This is a genomic window from Pseudomonas sp. 2835, assembly GCF_050435905.1.
In the GTDB taxonomy this organism is placed as follows: domain Bacteria; phylum Pseudomonadota; class Gammaproteobacteria; order Pseudomonadales; family Pseudomonadaceae; genus Aquipseudomonas.
This window is the reverse complement of record NZ_JBNDLE010000007.1, coordinates 32,785-47,820: the sequence shown is the minus strand read 5'-3', so window position 1 is coordinate 47,820 and position 15,036 is coordinate 32,785. Positions and strand designations below refer to the sequence as shown.

Here is a 15,036-nt window from a genome sequence, read left to right as displayed (position 1 = left end):
CTTGGACAGAGTGTTCATCGAGGGGCTGGAAGTCGATACCGTGATCGGCGCCTATGACTGGGAGCGCGGAATCCGCCAGTGCCTGCGTCTGGACCTGAGTTTTGCCTGGGACAACCGCCCGGCCGCAGCCGGTGACGACCTGACCAAGGCCCTGGACTACGCCAGCGTTTCGGCGCGCATCCAGGCGTTTGCCGAGCAATCCGAATTCCAGTTGGTGGAAACCTTCGCCGAGCGCCTGGCGGCAGTGTTGATGAGCGAATTCCAGATTCCCTGGTTGCGCCTGAAACTGACCAAGCCTGGCGCGGTACCTGCTGCCAGTGGGGTGGGCGTGGAGATCGAGCGCGGATGTCTCTGAACAGGGTTTACCTCGGGTTGGGCAGCAATATCGATCGCGAGCGGCACTTGACCGCGGGGCTCGATGCCCTGGCCGAGATGCTGACCGACATGCACTGCTCTGCAGTGTTCGAAAGCCAGGCGGTGGGTATCAAGAGCGGGCCGTTCTTCAATCTGGTGGTCACCGGCCTGACCGATCTTCCACTGATGGAGCTGGACCGCCGGCTCAAGTTCATCGAGGCCGATAACGGCCGCTACGCCCCCGAGCGCAAGGGCTTGCCGCTGGATATCGATGTGCTGATGTACAACGACCTGCATGGCAGCTTTGACGGGCTGGTGTTGCCACGGGCGGAGATTCTCAAGAACGCTTTTGTGCTGTGGCCGCTGGCGTTGATTGCGCCAGAGTTGCTGCACCCGGGGGCTGGTAAAACCATGGGTCAGTTGTGGGCTGAAGCGCAGATCGATCAAGTGCTGGCGCCAGTTCCGTTTGAGTGGCGCGGGCAGCAGTTGACCGGTCTTTAGCTTCGATCGCGGGGCAAGCCCGCTCCCACAGGATTGTCGGAACGGGCTTGCCCCGCGATAGGTTCAGCGCCCGGGATCGTCCTTGTACGCCTTCAACGCCTTCAGTCGCTCGCCCTTGAGCGCCTCGCCCAGTGCCTGCCCTGTCAGCCCCCGCTGCACCAGCGGTTGCACCTGTACCGCCCGCGCTGCTGCTGCCGCGCCGCGCAGATAACCCGCCTGTGGATAATCACGTTGCTCCAGGCCCTTGCGGCCCCGGGCGTCCATCTCGCAGGCGACGATGAACTCCTCGAAGCGTTGCGGTCGGCGGTACACGTCGAAGCTTTGCAGCAGCTCCAGCAACGTCGAGGCGCGCAGTTCCAGCGCCCGATGGCAGTGGGTGTGATATTCACCAACCAGCAAGGCCAGTTCCTGGCATTCGCGGGGCGCCTTGAAGCGCTGGTTTACCGCCTTGATCAACTTCAGCCCGCGCTGCTCGTGAGCGATGTGCCGTGGCCATTCTTCCTCTGGGGTAAGGCCTTTGCCAAGGTCATGCAGCAAGCAGGCCCAGCGCACGCTCAGGGGCTGTTGGTGCGCGGCGGCTTGTTCAAGCACCGAGAGGGTGTGGATGCCGCTGTCGATCTCCGGGTGATGAGCCTCAGGCTGCGGTACGCCGAACAGCGCATCGAGCTCCGGGAGCAATTGTTTGAGGGCGCCGCAATCGCGCAATACCTGGATGAATACCTGGGGTTGGTCTTCCATCAGTGCCCGGGCGATTTCCTTCCAGCTGCGCTCGGCGGTCAGGGCCTGCAACTCGCCTGACTCGCTGAGTGCACGCATCAGTTCGATGGTTTCAGGGGCCACGCTGAAGCCCATGCCGGCATAGCGCGCGGCAAAGCGGGCCACACGCAGCACGCGCAAGGGATCTTCGGCGAACGCCGGGGATACGTGACGCAAGATGCGGGCTTCGAGGTCCTTCTTGCCGTTGTACGGGTCACAAACGTTGCCCTGGTCGTCTTCGGCCATGGCGTTGATGGTCAGGTCGCGGCGGATCAGGTCTTCTTCAAGGGTAACCTCGGGGCTGGCGTGGAAGGTGAAGCCGCCATAGCCGCGTCCGCTCTTGCGCTCGGTACGCGCCAGGGCGTACTCCTCGCCGCTTTTGGGGTGCAGGAATACCGGAAAATCCGCCCCGACCGGGCGATAGCCCAAGGCTTGCATTTGTTCCGCCGTGGCGCCGACCACGACCCAGTCGATATCACTGACCGGCCTGCCGAGCAGGCGGTCGCGTACAGCGCCGCCGACTTTGTAGATCTGCATGTAGAACCTCCGTTGATGCCACAGGATAACCTGTCTGGCAGCAACGGAGGGCGTGCTAGAGGTGCACTACCGCCAGGTCCAGGCGGCCGTAGTCGGCTTCGCCGTGCTCGCCTCTGGGCGGCACGTGGTGGGTTTTCATGACCTGGTCGCCCTGCAGGGTCTCCAGGTGGATATCGAAGCCCCAGAGGCGGTGCAGGTGCTTGAGAACCTCCTCGGTGGAATCGCCCAGGGGTTTGCGGTCGTGCTGCTGGTGGCGCAGGGTCAGTGAGCGGTCGCCGCGGCGGTCGATGCTCCAGATCTGCACGTTGGGTTCGCGGTTGCCGAGGTTGTACTGGGCGGCCAGGGTCTCGCGGATGATCCGGTAGCCACTCTCGTCGTGGATGGCCGGTACCAGCAGGTCTTCGCGCTGGTCATCATCGAGGATGCTGAACAGCTTGAGGTCGCGGATTACCGTCGGCGACAGGTACTGGAGAATGAAACTCTCGTCCTTGAAGCTGCTCATGGCGAACTTGATGGTCGACAGCCAGTCGCTGCCGGCGATGTCGGGGAACCAGCGGCGGTCCTCTTCGGTAGGGTGTTCGCACATGCGCCGGATGTCGCGGTACATGGCGAAACCCAGAGCGTAGGGGTTGATGCCGCTGTAGTAAGGGCTGTCGAAGCCTGGCTGGAACACCACGCTGGTGTGCGACTGCAGGAATTCCATCATGAAGCCTTCGGTCACCAGGCCCTCATCGTAGAGGTCGTTCATCAGGGTGTAGTGCCAGAAGGTCGCCCAGCCTTCGTTCATCACCTGGGTCTGGCGCTGCGGGTAGAAGTACTGGGCGATCTTGCGCACGATGCGCACGATTTCGCGTTGCCAGGGTTCGAGCAAGGGCGCGTGTTTCTCGATGAAGTAGAGGATGTTCTCCTGGGGTTCGGCCGGGAAGCGCGCATTGTCGCGGTCGCTGTTCTTGTCGGCGCCCTTGGGAATGGTGCGCCACAGGTCGTTGATCTGTTTTTGCAGGTGCTCTTCGCGCTCCTTCTGCCGGCGCCGCTCTTCTTCGGCGGAGATCGGGTAGGGCCGCTTGTAGCGGTCGACACCGTAGTTCATCAGGGCGTGGCAGGAGTCGAGCAGATCTTCCACGGCATCGATGCCATGGCGTTCTTCGCACTGGGTGATGTACTGCTTGGCGAACACCAGGTAGTCGATGATCGAGCTGGCGTCGGTCCAGGTGCGGAACAGGTAGTTGCCCTTGAAGAAGCTGTTGTGCCCGTAGCAGGCATGGGCAACCACCAGGGCCTGCATGCAGATGGTGTTTTCTTCCATCAGGTAGGCGATGCAGGGGTCGGAGTTGATCACGATCTCGTAGGCCAGGCCCATCTGACCGCGGCTATAGGACTTTTCAGTGCTGAGGAAGTGTTTGCCGTAGGACCAGTGGTGATAGCCCAGCGGCATGCCGACGGAGGCGTAAGCGTCCATCATCTGCTCGGCGGTGATCACCTCGATCTGGTTGGGGTAGGTGTCCAGGGCATAGCGCTCGGCCAGGCGGCTGATTTCCCGGTCATAGGCCTGGATCAGTTCGAATGTCCATTCGGACCCGGTGGAAATAGGGTGGCGCTTCTGCTCTCTAGCGGTCATGTCACTAACCTGCGCTGGAAGAGTTCACGGAAGACCGGATAGATATCGCCGGCCGACACCAGCTGCTGCTGGGCGAACGTATCGGCAAAGGCTTCGCCGATACGCTCATACTCGTACCACAATGCCTGATGTTCGCGAGGGGTGATCTCGACGTAAGTGTAGTACTGGACGAACGGCATGATCTGCTTGGTAAGGATTTCGCGACAGATCGGCGAGTCGTCGTTCCAGTTGTCACCGTCCGAGGCCTGGGCGGCGTAGATGTTCCATTCGTTGGCCGGGTAGCGTTCGGCCATGATCTCCTGCATCAGCTTCAGCGCGCTGGAAACGATGGTACCGCCGGTTTCCCGGGAATAGAAAAACTCCTCTTCGTCGACTTCGCGGGCGCTGGTGTGATGGCGGATGAACACCACCTCGATCTTGTCGTAGTTGCGCTTGAGGAACAGGTACAGAAGGATGAAGAAGCGCTTGGCGATGTCCTTGGTGGCCTGGGTCATGGAGCCGGAAACGTCCATCAGGCAGAACATCACTGCCTTGGAGCTGGGGTTGGGTTGTTTGACCAGCAGGTTGTACTTGAGGTCGAAGGTGTCGAGGAACGGCACACGGTGGATGCGCGCGCTCAAACGTTCTATTTCTGCTTCAATTTCCTGAATATCGCCGAAGTTATCTGGTTCTTCCCGCTTCAGGCGCGCCAGTTCCTCCTGCGCCTGGCGCAGTTTTGCCCGGCTGCTGCCGGACAGGGCGATGCGCCGGGCATGGGCTGAACGCAGGGTGCGGATGATGTTGATGCGTGACGGGTTGCCTTCGTTGCTGATACCGGCGCGCACGGTCTTGAAGGTGTCGGTGCCGGTCAGGTGACGTTTGACCAGGTTGGGCAACTCGAGGTCTTCGAACATGAACTCGAGGAATTCTTCCTGGGTAATCTGGAAGACGAATTCGTCCATACCTTCGCCGGAGTTGCCGGCCTTGCCACGGCCGCCTCCGCCGCCGCCACCTTGCGGGCGGGCGATATGCTCGCCAGCGGTGAATTCCTTGTTGCCCGGGTGCACCACGGTCTGCTTGCCGCCACGGCCATGGTGCAGTACTGGCTCATCGATGTCGCGACCGGGGATGCTGATCTGCTCGCCATGCTCCATGTCGGTGATGGAGCGGCGGCTCACGGCCTCCTCGACGGCCTTCTTGATGTGGTCACGGTAACGCCGCAAAAAGCGCTGGCGGTTGACCGTGCTCTTGTTCTTGCCGTTCAGGCGTCGGTCGATCACATAGCTCATAGGCCCCTCCGGGAGTAGGCGGTAGCTGCAAGCTGTAAGCTTCAAGCTTCAAGTTGGATCACCGCTGCCCCCGCAAGCCGACACGTATTTGACCTACGTGCGACTTGCAGCTGACAGCTTGCAGCTTGGCGCTTATTGCGACTTTCTGACCCGCAGGTACCATTCCGAGAGCAGCCGAACTTGCTTGTCTGTGTAACCGCGTTCCACCATTCGGGTGACGAAGTCGTTGTGCTTTTGTTGATCCTCTTTGCTGGCTTTGGCGTTGAAGCTGATGACCGGCAGCAGGTCCTCGGTGTTGGAGAACATTTTCTTCTCGATCACCACCCGCAGTTTTTCGTAGCTGAGCCAGGTCGGGTTCTTGCCGTTGTTGTTGGCCCGGGCACGCAACACGAAGTTGACGATTTCGTTGCGGAAATCCTTCGGATTGCTGATACCGGCCGGCTTCTCGATCTTCTCCAGCTCTTCGTTGAGGGCAATGCGGTTGAGGATCTCGCCGGTTTCCGGATCGCGGTATTCCTGGTCCTGAATCCAGAAGTCGGCGTACAGCACGTAACGGTCGAAGATGTTTTGCCCGTATTCACTGTAGGACTCCAGGTAAGCGGTCTGGATTTCCTTGCCGATGAATTCGATGTAGCGCGGTGCCAGGTACTCTTTCAGGTAGCGCAGGTAGCGTTCACGCACTTCAGCCGGGAACTGTTCCTGTTCGATCTGCTGTTCCAGCACATACAGCAGGTGCACCGGGTTGGCGGCGATCTCATGGGGGTCGAAGTTGAACACCTTGGAGAGGATCTTGAAGGCGAAGCGGGTCGACAGGCCGTTCATGCCTTCGTCCACTCCAGCGGCGTCGCGGTACTCCTGGATCGACTTGGCCTTGGGATCGGTGTCCTTGAGGTTTTCGCCGTCGTACACCCGCATTTTCGAGTAGATGTTCGAGTTTTCCGGCTCTTTGAGCCGCGACAGCACGGTGAACTGGGCGAGCATCTTCAGGGTGTCTGGCGCGCAATGGGCCTTGGCCAGCGAACTGTTGAACAGCAGCTTGTCGTAGATCTTGATCTCGTCGCTGACCCGCAGGCAGTACGGCACCTTGACGATGTAGATACGGTCGATGAACGCTTCGTTGTTCTTGTTGTTGCGGAAACTGTGCCATTCCGATTCGTTGGAGTGGGCCAGTAGGATCCCGGAGTAGGGGATCGCCCCAAGGCCTTCGGTACTGTTGTAGTTACCTTCCTGGGTGGCCGTGAGCAGCGGGTGCAGGACCTTGATTGGCGCCTTGAACATCTCGACGAATTCCATCAGGCCCTGGTTGGCCCGGCACAGCGCGCCCGAGTAGCTGTAGGCGTCGGCGTCGTTCTGTGGGTATTCCTCGAGTTTGCGGATGTCGACCTTACCAACCAGGGCGGAAATGTCCTGGTTGTTTTCATCACCCGGTTCGGTTTTGGCCACGGCAATCTGGTTGAGGATCGACGGGTAGAGTTTGACCACCTTGAACTGGCTGATATCGCCGCCGAACTCGGCCAGTCGTTTGGTCGCCCAGGGTGACATGATGGTGTTCAGATAGCGCCGCGGAATGCCGAAGTCTTCTTCGAGAATGGCGCCGTCTTCAGCGGCGTTGAACAGCCCCAGGGGCGATTCGAAGACCGGTGAGCCCTTGATGGCATAGAAGGGCACCTTCTCCATCAGTTGTTTGAGCTTTTCGGCCAGGGACGACTTACCGCCGCCCACCGGGCCCAGCAGGTAAAGGATCTGTTTCTTCTCCTCCAGGCCTTGGGCAGCATGGCGGAAATACGACACGATCTGGTCGATGCATTCTTCCATGCCATGGAAGTCTTCAAAGGCCGGATAGCGGCGGATTACCTTGTTGGAGAAGATGCGCGACAGCCTGGAGTTGTTCGAGGTGTCGACCAGTTCCGGCTCGCCGATAGCCATCAACAGGCGTTCGGCCGCCGACGCATACGCGCTGCGATCGCTTTTGCAGAGCTCAAGGTACTCTTGCAGCGAAAGTTCTTCCTGACGGGTGGACTCGAAACGTTGTTGGAAGTGGCTAAAAATACTCATGACGTCACCTCGCTCGATACGTGGAGCCGACGCCGGATCAGTCAGCTGATGCTGGCATGCAATCGACATCGCCGATTGCTGTATACCCCCCAGAACACCTAGAACTCGCTACCGATGACCCGCACGCCGGTGTACCGGCTCTCCCCTTTTTGGATGGCCTGCGCTTAAGGATAGTTCGTTATCAGGGAGGTCAAGGGCGGTTGTACATGAAGTTCGCCATGACCGTTCGTCTGGCCAGGCGCGAGCCCGCACAGGACGCGGGCTGCGGGAGATGAAAAAAATTATTCGGCGGCGTCTTGGGCGGTTTCCGCGGGATAAGTGCTGCGCCACAACTCGAAGCCGCCGTCGAGGCTGTAGACGTCGGAAAAGCCCTGGCTGATCAGATAGGCGGCAGCGCTCTGGCTGGAATTGCCGTGATAGCAGACCACTACGGTGGGGGCATCGAGATCGGCGGCGCGGATGAAGTCGGCTACCGATTGGTTGTCCAGGTGCCTGGAGCCTGCAATGTGGCCGGCGGCAAAGGTTGGTTGGTCGCGAATATCGACCACGACCGCACCTTGCTCGCGCAGCGCCTGGGCCTGCTGGGGAGGGATGCGTTTGAATTCGCTCATGGGTACGGTTTCCTTCAGGACTGGTCGTTCATTCTAGCCGGTTGTGCGGACGCAGGCTGCATACGCGGGGTGCCTTGCTCGGTGCATTCGCAGCGGTGCAATGCGCCGGTGTCGACGTTGTACAGGGTCATGGCGCCGCCCCACACGCAGCCGGTGTCCAGGGCGATCACCCCGGGCTCCTTGCAGCGGCCTTCAAGGGCGGCCCAATGGCCGAAGATGATCTTCACATGCCGAGAGCGGCGGCCCTTGTGGGCGAACCAGGGCTTGTATCCGGGTGGGGCGGTGTCGGCGCCTTCCTTGCCCTTGAGGTCGAGCTTGCCTTCGCTGGTGCAAAAGCGCATGCGGGTGAAGTAGTTGGTGATCACCCGCAAACGGGTGACGCCGCTCAGGTCCTTGCTCCACTTGTTCGGCTCGTTGCCGTACATGCCATCGAGGTAGGGCTTGAAGCGGTTATCGTCGCGCAGCGCTTCCTCGACTTCGCCTGCCAGCTCCAGGGCCTTGCCCAGGGTCCACTGCGGCGGGATGCCGGCGTGCACCAGTGCTACACCGCGCTGCTCGTCGTAGTGCAGCAGCTTTTGCCGGCGCAGCCAGTCGAGCAGTTCGCCAGCATCGGGCGCCTCGAGAATTTCGCGCAGGGTGTCGCTTTTTTTCAGGCGCTCGATGTTGTGCCAGGCGGCCAACAGGTGCAGATCATGGTTGCCCAGTACGCACACCAGCGATTCGCGGATGGAATAAAGGAAGCGCAAGGTTTCCAGTGATTCCGGGCCTCGGTTGACCAGGTCGCCGACCAGCCACAGGCGGTCGATCTTCGGATCGAAGTTCACCCGTTCGAGCAGGCACTTGAGCGGCTGCAGGCAGCCTTGCAGGTCTCCGACTACGTATACCGCCATCAGTGCAGGGCTCCGGGGACGGCGAGGCGGAAGGGGGCAATGACGGCGTCGAAACGCTTACCGTCCTCGGCGAACATCTGGTAGCTGCCCTGCATGGTACCGACCTTGGTGCTGATCACCGCGCCGCTGCTGTAGGTGTGGCTGTGGCCAGGTTCGATGGTCGGTTGCTGGCCGATCACACCGGCGCCCTTGACCTCTTCGACATGGCCATCACCGTTGGTGATCAGCCAGTGTCGTGACATCAGTTTGGCGGTCACAGAGCCATTGTTCTTCACCGTAATGGTATAGGCGAAGGCGAAACGGTCGTTTTCGGGGTCGGATTGTTCTTTGAGAAAGCGGGTCACGACGCTGACGTCGATCTGGTAACGGGGATCGGACATGCAAGGGGCCTTGGCAACAGACGCGGATACGGCGATGGCGTCAGTCTAGGCTATCGGCGGGGTAGCCGGCCAGTCATGCGGGCATGACTGGCCAATGGCGCAGGTTACGCGGCGCCCTGTTGCTCGGCCAGCTTGTCGGCCAGGCGCACGAAGGCAGCGAGGTCGAGTTGCTCGGGGCGCAGGCTGCCATCGACGCCGGCGGCTTCGATAGCGTCGCTGCTGAGCAGGGCCTTGAGGGTGTTGCGCAAGGTTTTGCGGCGCTGGTTGAAGGCTTCGCGAACGATGCGTTCGAGCAGGCGATGGTCCTTGGCCGGGAACGGCAGGGTTTCGTGTGGTACCAGGCGCACGATCGCTGAATCGACCTTGGGCGGCGGATTGAACGCGCCGGGACCGACGTTGAACAGGTGTTCGACCCGGCAATGGTACTGCACCATGATCGACAGGCGGCCCCAGTCACCACCGCCAGGGCCTGCGGCCAGGCGCTCGACTACTTCCTTCTGCAGCATGAAGTGCATGTCGCGGATCAGCTCGGCGTTGGCCAGCAGGTGGAAGATCAGTGGCGTGGAGATGTTGTACGGCAGGTTGCCGACCACGCGCAGGCTGTGGGGGGCAGCGCCGAGGGTGGTAAAGTCGAATTTCAGCGCATCGCCCTGGTGCAGGCGGAAGTTGTCGCGGCCAGCGAACTGCTGGTTGAGGATCGGCACCAGGTCCTTGTCCAGCTCGACCACGTCCAGCTGCGCGCCGCTGGCCAGCAGGCCAGAGGTCAGGGCACCCTGGCCCGGGCCGATTTCCAGCAGGCGTTCGCCGGCTTTGGCGTGGATCGAACGCAGGATGCGGTCGATGACGCCAGCGTCGTGCAGGAAGTTCTGGCCAAAGCGCTTGCGCGCCTTGTGTTGGTATTGCTCGGTCATTTTCGGGTCTCGGCCATCTGGTAGGCGGTTTCCAGGGCGACCTGCAAGCTGCCGGTGTCGATCTTGCCGCTGCCGGCCAGGTCCAGGGCGGTGCCGTGGTCGACCGAAGTGCGGATGATCGGCAGGCCGAGCGTCACGTTGACCGCAGCGCCGAAGCCTTTGTACTTGAGCACGGGCAAGCCCTGGTCGTGGTACATCGCCAGCACTGCATCGCAGTGCTCCAGATATTTGGGGGTAAACAGGGTGTCGGCGGGCAACGGGCCGCGAAGGTCCATGCCTTCGCTGCGCAGGCGCGCCAATGTCGGTTCGATGGTGTCTATTTCTTCGTGGCCCAGGTGGCCACCTTCGCCGGCATGCGGGTTGAGGCCGCAGACCAGGATGCGCGGGTCGGCAATGCCGAACTTGTTCTGCAGGTCGGCATGCAGGATCCGCGTGACGCGCTCCAGGCGCTCGCTGGTGATGGCGTCGGCAACCTCGCGCAGGGGCAGGTGAGTGGTCACCAGGGCCACGCGCAGGCCGCGCGTAGCCAGCATCATTACCACTTGAGCAGTGTTGGTCAGGTCGGCGAGGAACTCGGTATGCCCGGAAAAGGCGATTCCGCTTTCGTTGATCACGCCCTTGTGCACGGGCGCGGTGATCATCCCGGCGAAATGCCCGTCCAGGCAGCCTTGCCCGGCGCGGGTCAGGGTTTGCAGGACGAATCCTGCGTTGGCCTTGTCCAGCTGGCCTGCGAGCACCGGGTTTTGCAACGGCGTATCCCAGACATACAGGCTGCCTGCCGGAGCAGGCTGGTCGGGGAGGGCGTCGAGAGTCACCGGCAGCAGTGTGATGGCCACACCCAGCTGCGCGGCCCGCTCGGCGAGCAGGTCACGGCTGGTAATGGCAATCAGGGGATGCGGCTGGGCTTGCGTGGCGAGCAGCAGGCACAGGTCTGGACCTATGCCGGCCGGCTCGCCGGGTGTGAGGGCGAAGCGCTGCGGTTTCACTGCGCGGCCTGATCGGCGCCAGGAAGCTTGATTTCGACGTAGGCTTCGTCACGGATCTGACGCAGCCAGGTCTGCAGCTCTTCATCGTACTTGCGGTTACGCAGTACGTTCATCGCTTGTTGCTCGCGGGCCTGTTCGGTGCTGTCGGTGGCGCGGCGGCCCAGCACTTCGAGCACGTGCCAGCCGTACTGGGTCTTGAATGGCTTGGTGACCTGGCCCTGTTGGGCGTTGGCCATTTCTTCGCGGAACTCCGGTACCAGGTTGCTCGGGTCGACCCAGTTGAGGTCGCCGCCATTGAGTGCCGAGCCAGGGTCTTCGGAGAAGCTCTTGGCCAGCGTGGCGAAATCCTCACCGTTCTGGATACGGTCATAGAGCCGTTGGGCCAGTTCCTGGGTCGCCGCTTCGCTGCGAATCTCGCTCGGCTTGATCAGGATGTGACGGACATGCACTTCGTCGCGCATGGTGGCTCCGCCGCCGCCACGTTTTTCCTGCATCTTGATGATGAGGAAACCGGTAGGAATACGCAGCGGCTGAGTCACGTCGCCGACGTTCAGGCTGCTGAGCAGCTTGGCGAGCTCAGGCGGAAGCTGACCGGCTTTACGCCAGCCCATTTCGCCGCCTTCCAGGGCGTTTTCGCTGGCGGAACTGGCGATTGCCATCTGGCCGAAGTCGGCACCGCTCTTCAAGCGCGAGTAGACCTCGCCGGCCTTTTGCGCGGCCGCCTGGATCTGCGCCGAGTTGGCGCTTTCCGGGGTCGGGATGAGGATATTGGCCAGGCGCCATTCTTCCGACAGTTGCATCTGGCCTTGCTCCGAGGCGAGGAAGTTCTTCACTTCCTGCTCCGAGACCTGGATGCGCTCGGCAACCCGGCGCTGACGCACGCGGCTGATGATCATCTCGCGACGAACCTGCTCGCGGGCATCTTCGTACGACAGGCCGTCACGGGCCAGGGCCGCGCGGAACTGCTCCAGGTTCATGCCATTGCGCTGGGCAATGGTGCCGATGGCCTGGTTCAGCTCTTCGTCGGTGATGCGGATGCCCGAGCGATCGCCGATCTGCAGTTGCAGGTTTTCGACGATCAGGCGCTCGAGCACCTGTTGGTCCAGGACACCGGCGGGCGGCACCTGGCCGCCACGCTTGGCGATGGTCTGCTGGACTTCGCGTACGCGGCTGTCCAGCTGGCTTTTCATCACCACGTCGTTATCGACGATGGCCACAACGCTGTCCAGGGGTTGCACGGCGGCGTGCGCCGTGCCGGTCAGCAACACTGCGCCCAGCAACAGCGGGCGCAGACAATCAGTAAGCTTGGTCTTCACGAGTACGATAACCTTGAATGCCCTGGTCGAGGAACGACTCGACCTTGTTGCCCACTACGCCGCCGAGGCCTTTCAGCACAATCTGCAGGAAGACGCCGTGGTCGCCTTTTTCGTTTTGCGGAATTGCCTGGCTGTAATCGTCGTAATCGATCCAGTAACGGTTGATCAGACGCAGCTTCCAGCAGCAATTGTCATATTCGAAACCACCGAAGGCTTCCAGCGTGCGGTTGCGGTTGTAGTCATGCTGCCAGCGTGCAATCGCGGTCCACTGCGGAACGATCGGCCACATGACCGAGAAGTCATGCTGCTGGATCTTGTAGTAGTCCTTGATGTAGTTCGCGTCACCCGGTTGGCCATAGTCGCCACCACCTACCTGCCAGCGACCAGTGGCGCTGTTGTAGATGACCATGTCGTTGCGGTAGCGGTAACCGAGGTTGACCACCTTGTTGACGTTGTCTTCAGGTTGGTAATGGAACATCGCGCTGCCCGAACGGGTGCTGCGGCTGTCTGGATCCCAGTTGAAATCGGAATTGAAGCGCCAGTCGCGGTTGAAGCGGTATTCGTATTCCAGTGCGTACGGGGAAACGTCCGACTGTGCGTCTTGGCGGTCCTTGTAGGCAATACCAGGCAGCTGAACCTTGCGGTCCTTGAAGTACAAGGCCTGGCCAACGCTCAGGCGCTGACGTTCAAAACCGTTCTCTTCGATCCAGCGGTTGGTCACGCCCAGCGACAGTTTGTTCTCGTCGCCGATACGGTCGTTGCCGCTGAAACGGTTGTCGCGGAACAGCGAGGCGTAGTTGAAGGTGTACTCGCTGGTGTCGAAGACCGGGATGTCCATCTGATTCTTGTACGGGACGTACAGGTAGTACAGACGTGGCTCCAGGGTCTGGGTGTAGTTCTTACCGAACCACTGGGTACTGCGGTCGAAGTACAGCCCGCTGTCGACGCTGACGATCGGAACGTCGCGATCCTGCGAAGAGTTGAACCGGCCGAATTCGCGCGGCTGGCCTGGCGCCTGGGCCTTGCCCTGACTGTCGAGGTCAAGGTCGTAGTGTGTGTAGGCGTACTTGAGCGATGGCCGTACATAGCCATAGCTTGCTTCCATCGGCAGGCTGATGGTCGGCGCCAGGTGCAGGCGAGTGCCGTTGGCGCGGGCCAGGCCGGTGATGTTCTGGTCGATGCGGCCGCCGTCAGGCCGAACGCTGGTATCGAGCTTGCCGTCCTTATCGAAGACGGTGCCATTCTTCAGATCACGCTCGAAGCGTACAGCCTCGGATTCGTAGGTGAAGTTCATGCCGCCCGGGTGGAAAGGCAGCATGCCGTTGAAAGTGACCTGCGGCAGGCGGTCATACGGGGTGATCTGGGAAATGGTCGCCAGCTCGAAAGCCTGCACGTTCAACCGCGCGGTGTAGGTGTCGCCGCGATAGGTCAAAGCACCTTGCTGATTGACGAAGTCCCGGCTTTCGACACCAATCTGATCCGACTCCAGGTCCTGGAAGTAGAACGGATCGCTGAAGTCGGTGTAGTCGACTTCAGTCATCAGGCGCTCGTCGAGGCCGCCCTTGTGCTGCCAGTTAACCATCCAGCGCTGGTCTTTGTAGTCCGTCTGCAGCTTGCGGTCATCATCCTTGTCATTCAGGTAAGCACCACCAAACTGCCCTTCGCTGGACTTGGTCAGGTAGCGGAACTCGCCTTCCATCAACATGCCGCGCTTGGCCATGTAGCGTGGATACAAGGTGGCGTCATAGTTCGGCGCCAGGTTGAAGTAGTACGGCGTGACCAGCATGAAGCCGGTATCGCTGCTGGTGCTGAACGACGGCGGCAGGAAGCCGGACTGGCGACGGTCGTCGATCGGGAAGTAGATGTACGGTGTGTAGAACACCGGGAAATCCTTGACCCGCAGGGTGACGTTGGTCGCGGTACCGAAGCCGGTGGCCGGGTTCAGGGTGATGTTGTTGCCCTTGAGCTGCCAGGCGTTGCTGTTTGGCTCACAGGTGGTGTAGGTACCATCCTTGAGGCGGATGATGGCGTTTTCGGCACGCTTGGCGTACAAGGCGCTGCCGCGGATGCGCGATTTGTGCATCACGTATTCGGCGTTGTCGACCTTGGCTTCACCCGTGTCGAGCTGGATGTCGGCGTGATCGCCCACCACCAGCGAACCGTTGTCGCGAATCTTCACGTTGCCGCTCAGCTCGCCGCGGTTCTCGGCCTGGTACAGGTTGGCCTCGTCGGCCTCGACCTGCATGCTGCCCTGGCGCATGACCACGTCACCGGCGAGGGTGGCGATCTGCTGCTCCTGCTGGTAGCGCGAGACCTTGGCACCGATGAAGGTCGGCGACTCGTCTTTCGGCGTGGTGTCGGTCATACCCGGACGGGTCGGCTCGATGTAGGCACCGGCGCAGTAAGGCCCGGTTTCGGCGAGCTGCGCCGGGGTGAGCTGGTCACGAGGGACCCAATCCAGGTGGCTGGCATCGGGGCTGCGGGATTTCAGCACGCGGCCTTTGGCTTCAGTGACCAGCGCAGGACCTTGAACCTGCTCCTGGGCAACCTCGCCGGAGCCGGCTGGCGTTTCACCGGACGAGCTGGCGGCAGCACCGGCGTGTACCGGGCGCGGCGGCAGTGCAGCGGCAGGGGTTTTGGGCTTGCAGTCCCAGCCTCCGGCAGCAGACACTTGGCAGTCGAACTGCTCTGCGGCAACCACGTATGGGGTGGCCAGAGGTTGCATCGCCAGCAAACCGCCGGTGACCAGCAACGGGAATTTTTTACGAAACGCGGGGGATTTCAATGCCATCTTATTAGTCCGGGCTTCCTGCGTGCCATCTGCCCGCGTGTGGGGCCGCACGCCTCTCGATG

The 15,036-nt window shown here is 61.4% G+C and carries 13 protein-coding genes; 2 read left to right on the top strand and 11 right to left on the bottom strand.

Going from position 1 to position 15,036, the window contains the following annotated elements; all coding sequences use genetic code 11:
* Position 1 precedes the first annotated feature (1 nt).
* Both folB and folK read left to right on the top strand, forming a co-directional pair.
* A complete protein-coding gene (gene folB / locus ABIE20_RS12085) occupies positions 2-355 on the top strand; it encodes a dihydroneopterin aldolase (RefSeq protein WP_115085024.1) in 354 nt (117 codons plus the stop codon).
* Positions 346-855, top strand: a complete 510-nt coding sequence (gene folK, locus ABIE20_RS12080; RefSeq protein ID WP_429505297.1) for a 2-amino-4-hydroxy-6-hydroxymethyldihydropteridine diphosphokinase — start codon at positions 346-348, stop codon at positions 853-855. The genes folB and folK overlap by 10 nt, the downstream gene beginning before the upstream one ends.
* Before the next feature lie 63 nt (positions 856-918).
* Here folK and ABIE20_RS12075 read toward each other — a convergent pair whose 3' ends face one another.
* The 11 genes from ABIE20_RS12075 to ABIE20_RS12025 form a co-directional block, all read right to left on the bottom strand.
* A complete protein-coding gene (locus tag ABIE20_RS12075) occupies positions 919-2,148 on the bottom strand; it encodes a multifunctional CCA addition/repair protein (protein WP_429505296.1) in 1,230 nt (409 codons plus the stop codon).
* Positions 2,149-2,203: 55 nt separating this feature from the next.
* Positions 2,204-3,766, bottom strand: a complete 1,563-nt coding sequence (locus tag ABIE20_RS12070) for a SpoVR family protein (RefSeq protein WP_038998436.1) — start codon at positions 3,764-3,766, stop codon at positions 2,204-2,206.
* Positions 3,763-5,034 carry a YeaH/YhbH family protein gene (locus ABIE20_RS12065; RefSeq protein WP_429505295.1) on the bottom strand — a complete coding sequence of 424 codons (1,272 nt, stop codon included), beginning with the start codon at positions 5,032-5,034 and terminating at the stop codon, positions 3,763-3,765. Before ABIE20_RS12065 ends, ABIE20_RS12070 begins: the two co-directional genes overlap by 4 nt.
* A gap of 132 nt (positions 5,035-5,166) precedes the next feature.
* The gene (locus ABIE20_RS12060; protein ID WP_010221441.1) at positions 5,167-7,089 is read right to left on the bottom strand and encodes a PrkA family serine protein kinase; all 1,923 of its coding nucleotides are present in this window, start codon (positions 7,087-7,089) and stop codon (positions 5,167-5,169) included.
* Between the two features lie 281 nt (positions 7,090-7,370).
* On the bottom strand, positions 7,371-7,700 hold the full coding sequence (gene glpE, locus ABIE20_RS12055; protein WP_429505294.1) for a thiosulfate sulfurtransferase GlpE: 330 nt from the start codon (positions 7,698-7,700) through the stop codon (positions 7,371-7,373).
* A gap of 14 nt (positions 7,701-7,714) precedes the next feature.
* Positions 7,715-8,590, bottom strand: coding sequence for a symmetrical bis(5'-nucleosyl)-tetraphosphatase (locus ABIE20_RS12050; RefSeq protein WP_429505293.1), 876 nt, complete (start codon positions 8,588-8,590; stop codon positions 7,715-7,717).
* Positions 8,590-8,970 (bottom strand): Co2+/Mg2+ efflux protein ApaG, encoded by a 381-nt coding sequence (apaG, locus tag ABIE20_RS12045; RefSeq protein WP_429505292.1) that lies wholly within the window; start codon positions 8,968-8,970, stop codon positions 8,590-8,592. Before apaG ends, ABIE20_RS12050 begins: the two co-directional genes overlap by 1 nt.
* A gap of 104 nt (positions 8,971-9,074) precedes the next feature.
* Positions 9,075-9,881, bottom strand: coding sequence for a 16S rRNA (adenine(1518)-N(6)/adenine(1519)-N(6))-dimethyltransferase RsmA (gene rsmA, locus ABIE20_RS12040; RefSeq protein WP_429505291.1), 807 nt, complete (start codon positions 9,879-9,881; stop codon positions 9,075-9,077).
* Positions 9,878-10,867: a 4-hydroxythreonine-4-phosphate dehydrogenase PdxA gene (gene pdxA / locus ABIE20_RS12035; RefSeq protein ID WP_429505290.1), complete on the bottom strand. Its 990-nt coding sequence runs from the start codon at positions 10,865-10,867 to the stop codon at positions 9,878-9,880. Before pdxA ends, rsmA begins: the two co-directional genes overlap by 4 nt.
* The gene (locus ABIE20_RS12030; RefSeq protein WP_429505289.1) at positions 10,864-12,183 is read right to left on the bottom strand and encodes a peptidylprolyl isomerase; all 1,320 of its coding nucleotides are present in this window, start codon (positions 12,181-12,183) and stop codon (positions 10,864-10,866) included. Before ABIE20_RS12030 ends, pdxA begins: the two co-directional genes overlap by 4 nt.
* On the bottom strand, positions 12,164-14,974 hold the full coding sequence (locus ABIE20_RS12025; RefSeq protein ID WP_429505288.1) for an LPS-assembly protein LptD: 2,811 nt from the start codon (positions 14,972-14,974) through the stop codon (positions 12,164-12,166). The genes ABIE20_RS12030 and ABIE20_RS12025 overlap by 20 nt, the downstream gene beginning before the upstream one ends.
* Positions 14,975-15,036: the final 62 nt, after the last annotated feature.

Excerpts from the sequence above, each read along its gene's own strand:
- glpE (WP_429505294.1), bottom strand. The coding sequence starts at position 7,700 with ATGAGCGAATTCAAACGCATCCCTCCCCAGCAGGCCCAGGCGCTGCGC.
- ABIE20_RS12025 (WP_429505288.1), bottom strand. The coding sequence starts at position 14,974 with ATGGCATTGAAATCCCCCGCGTTTCGTAAAAAATTCCCGTTGCTGGTC.
- apaG (WP_429505292.1), bottom strand. The coding sequence starts at position 8,970 with ATGTCCGATCCCCGTTACCAGATCGACGTCAGCGTCGTGACCCGCTTT.
- rsmA (WP_429505291.1), bottom strand. The coding sequence starts at position 9,881 with ATGACCGAGCAATACCAACACAAGGCGCGCAAGCGCTTTGGCCAGAAC.
- ABIE20_RS12060 (WP_010221441.1), bottom strand. The coding sequence starts at position 7,089 with ATGAGTATTTTTAGCCACTTCCAACAACGTTTCGAGTCCACCCGTCAG.
- folK (WP_429505297.1), top strand. The coding sequence starts at position 346 with ATGTCTCTGAACAGGGTTTACCTCGGGTTGGGCAGCAATATCGATCGC.
- ABIE20_RS12070 (WP_038998436.1), bottom strand. The coding sequence starts at position 3,766 with ATGACCGCTAGAGAGCAGAAGCGCCACCCTATTTCCACCGGGTCCGAA.
- ABIE20_RS12050 (WP_429505293.1), bottom strand. The coding sequence starts at position 8,590 with ATGGCGGTATACGTAGTCGGAGACCTGCAAGGCTGCCTGCAGCCGCTC.
- ABIE20_RS12065 (WP_429505295.1), bottom strand. The coding sequence starts at position 5,034 with ATGAGCTATGTGATCGACCGACGCCTGAACGGCAAGAACAAGAGCACG.
- ABIE20_RS12075 (WP_429505296.1), bottom strand. The coding sequence starts at position 2,148 with ATGCAGATCTACAAAGTCGGCGGCGCTGTACGCGACCGCCTGCTCGGC.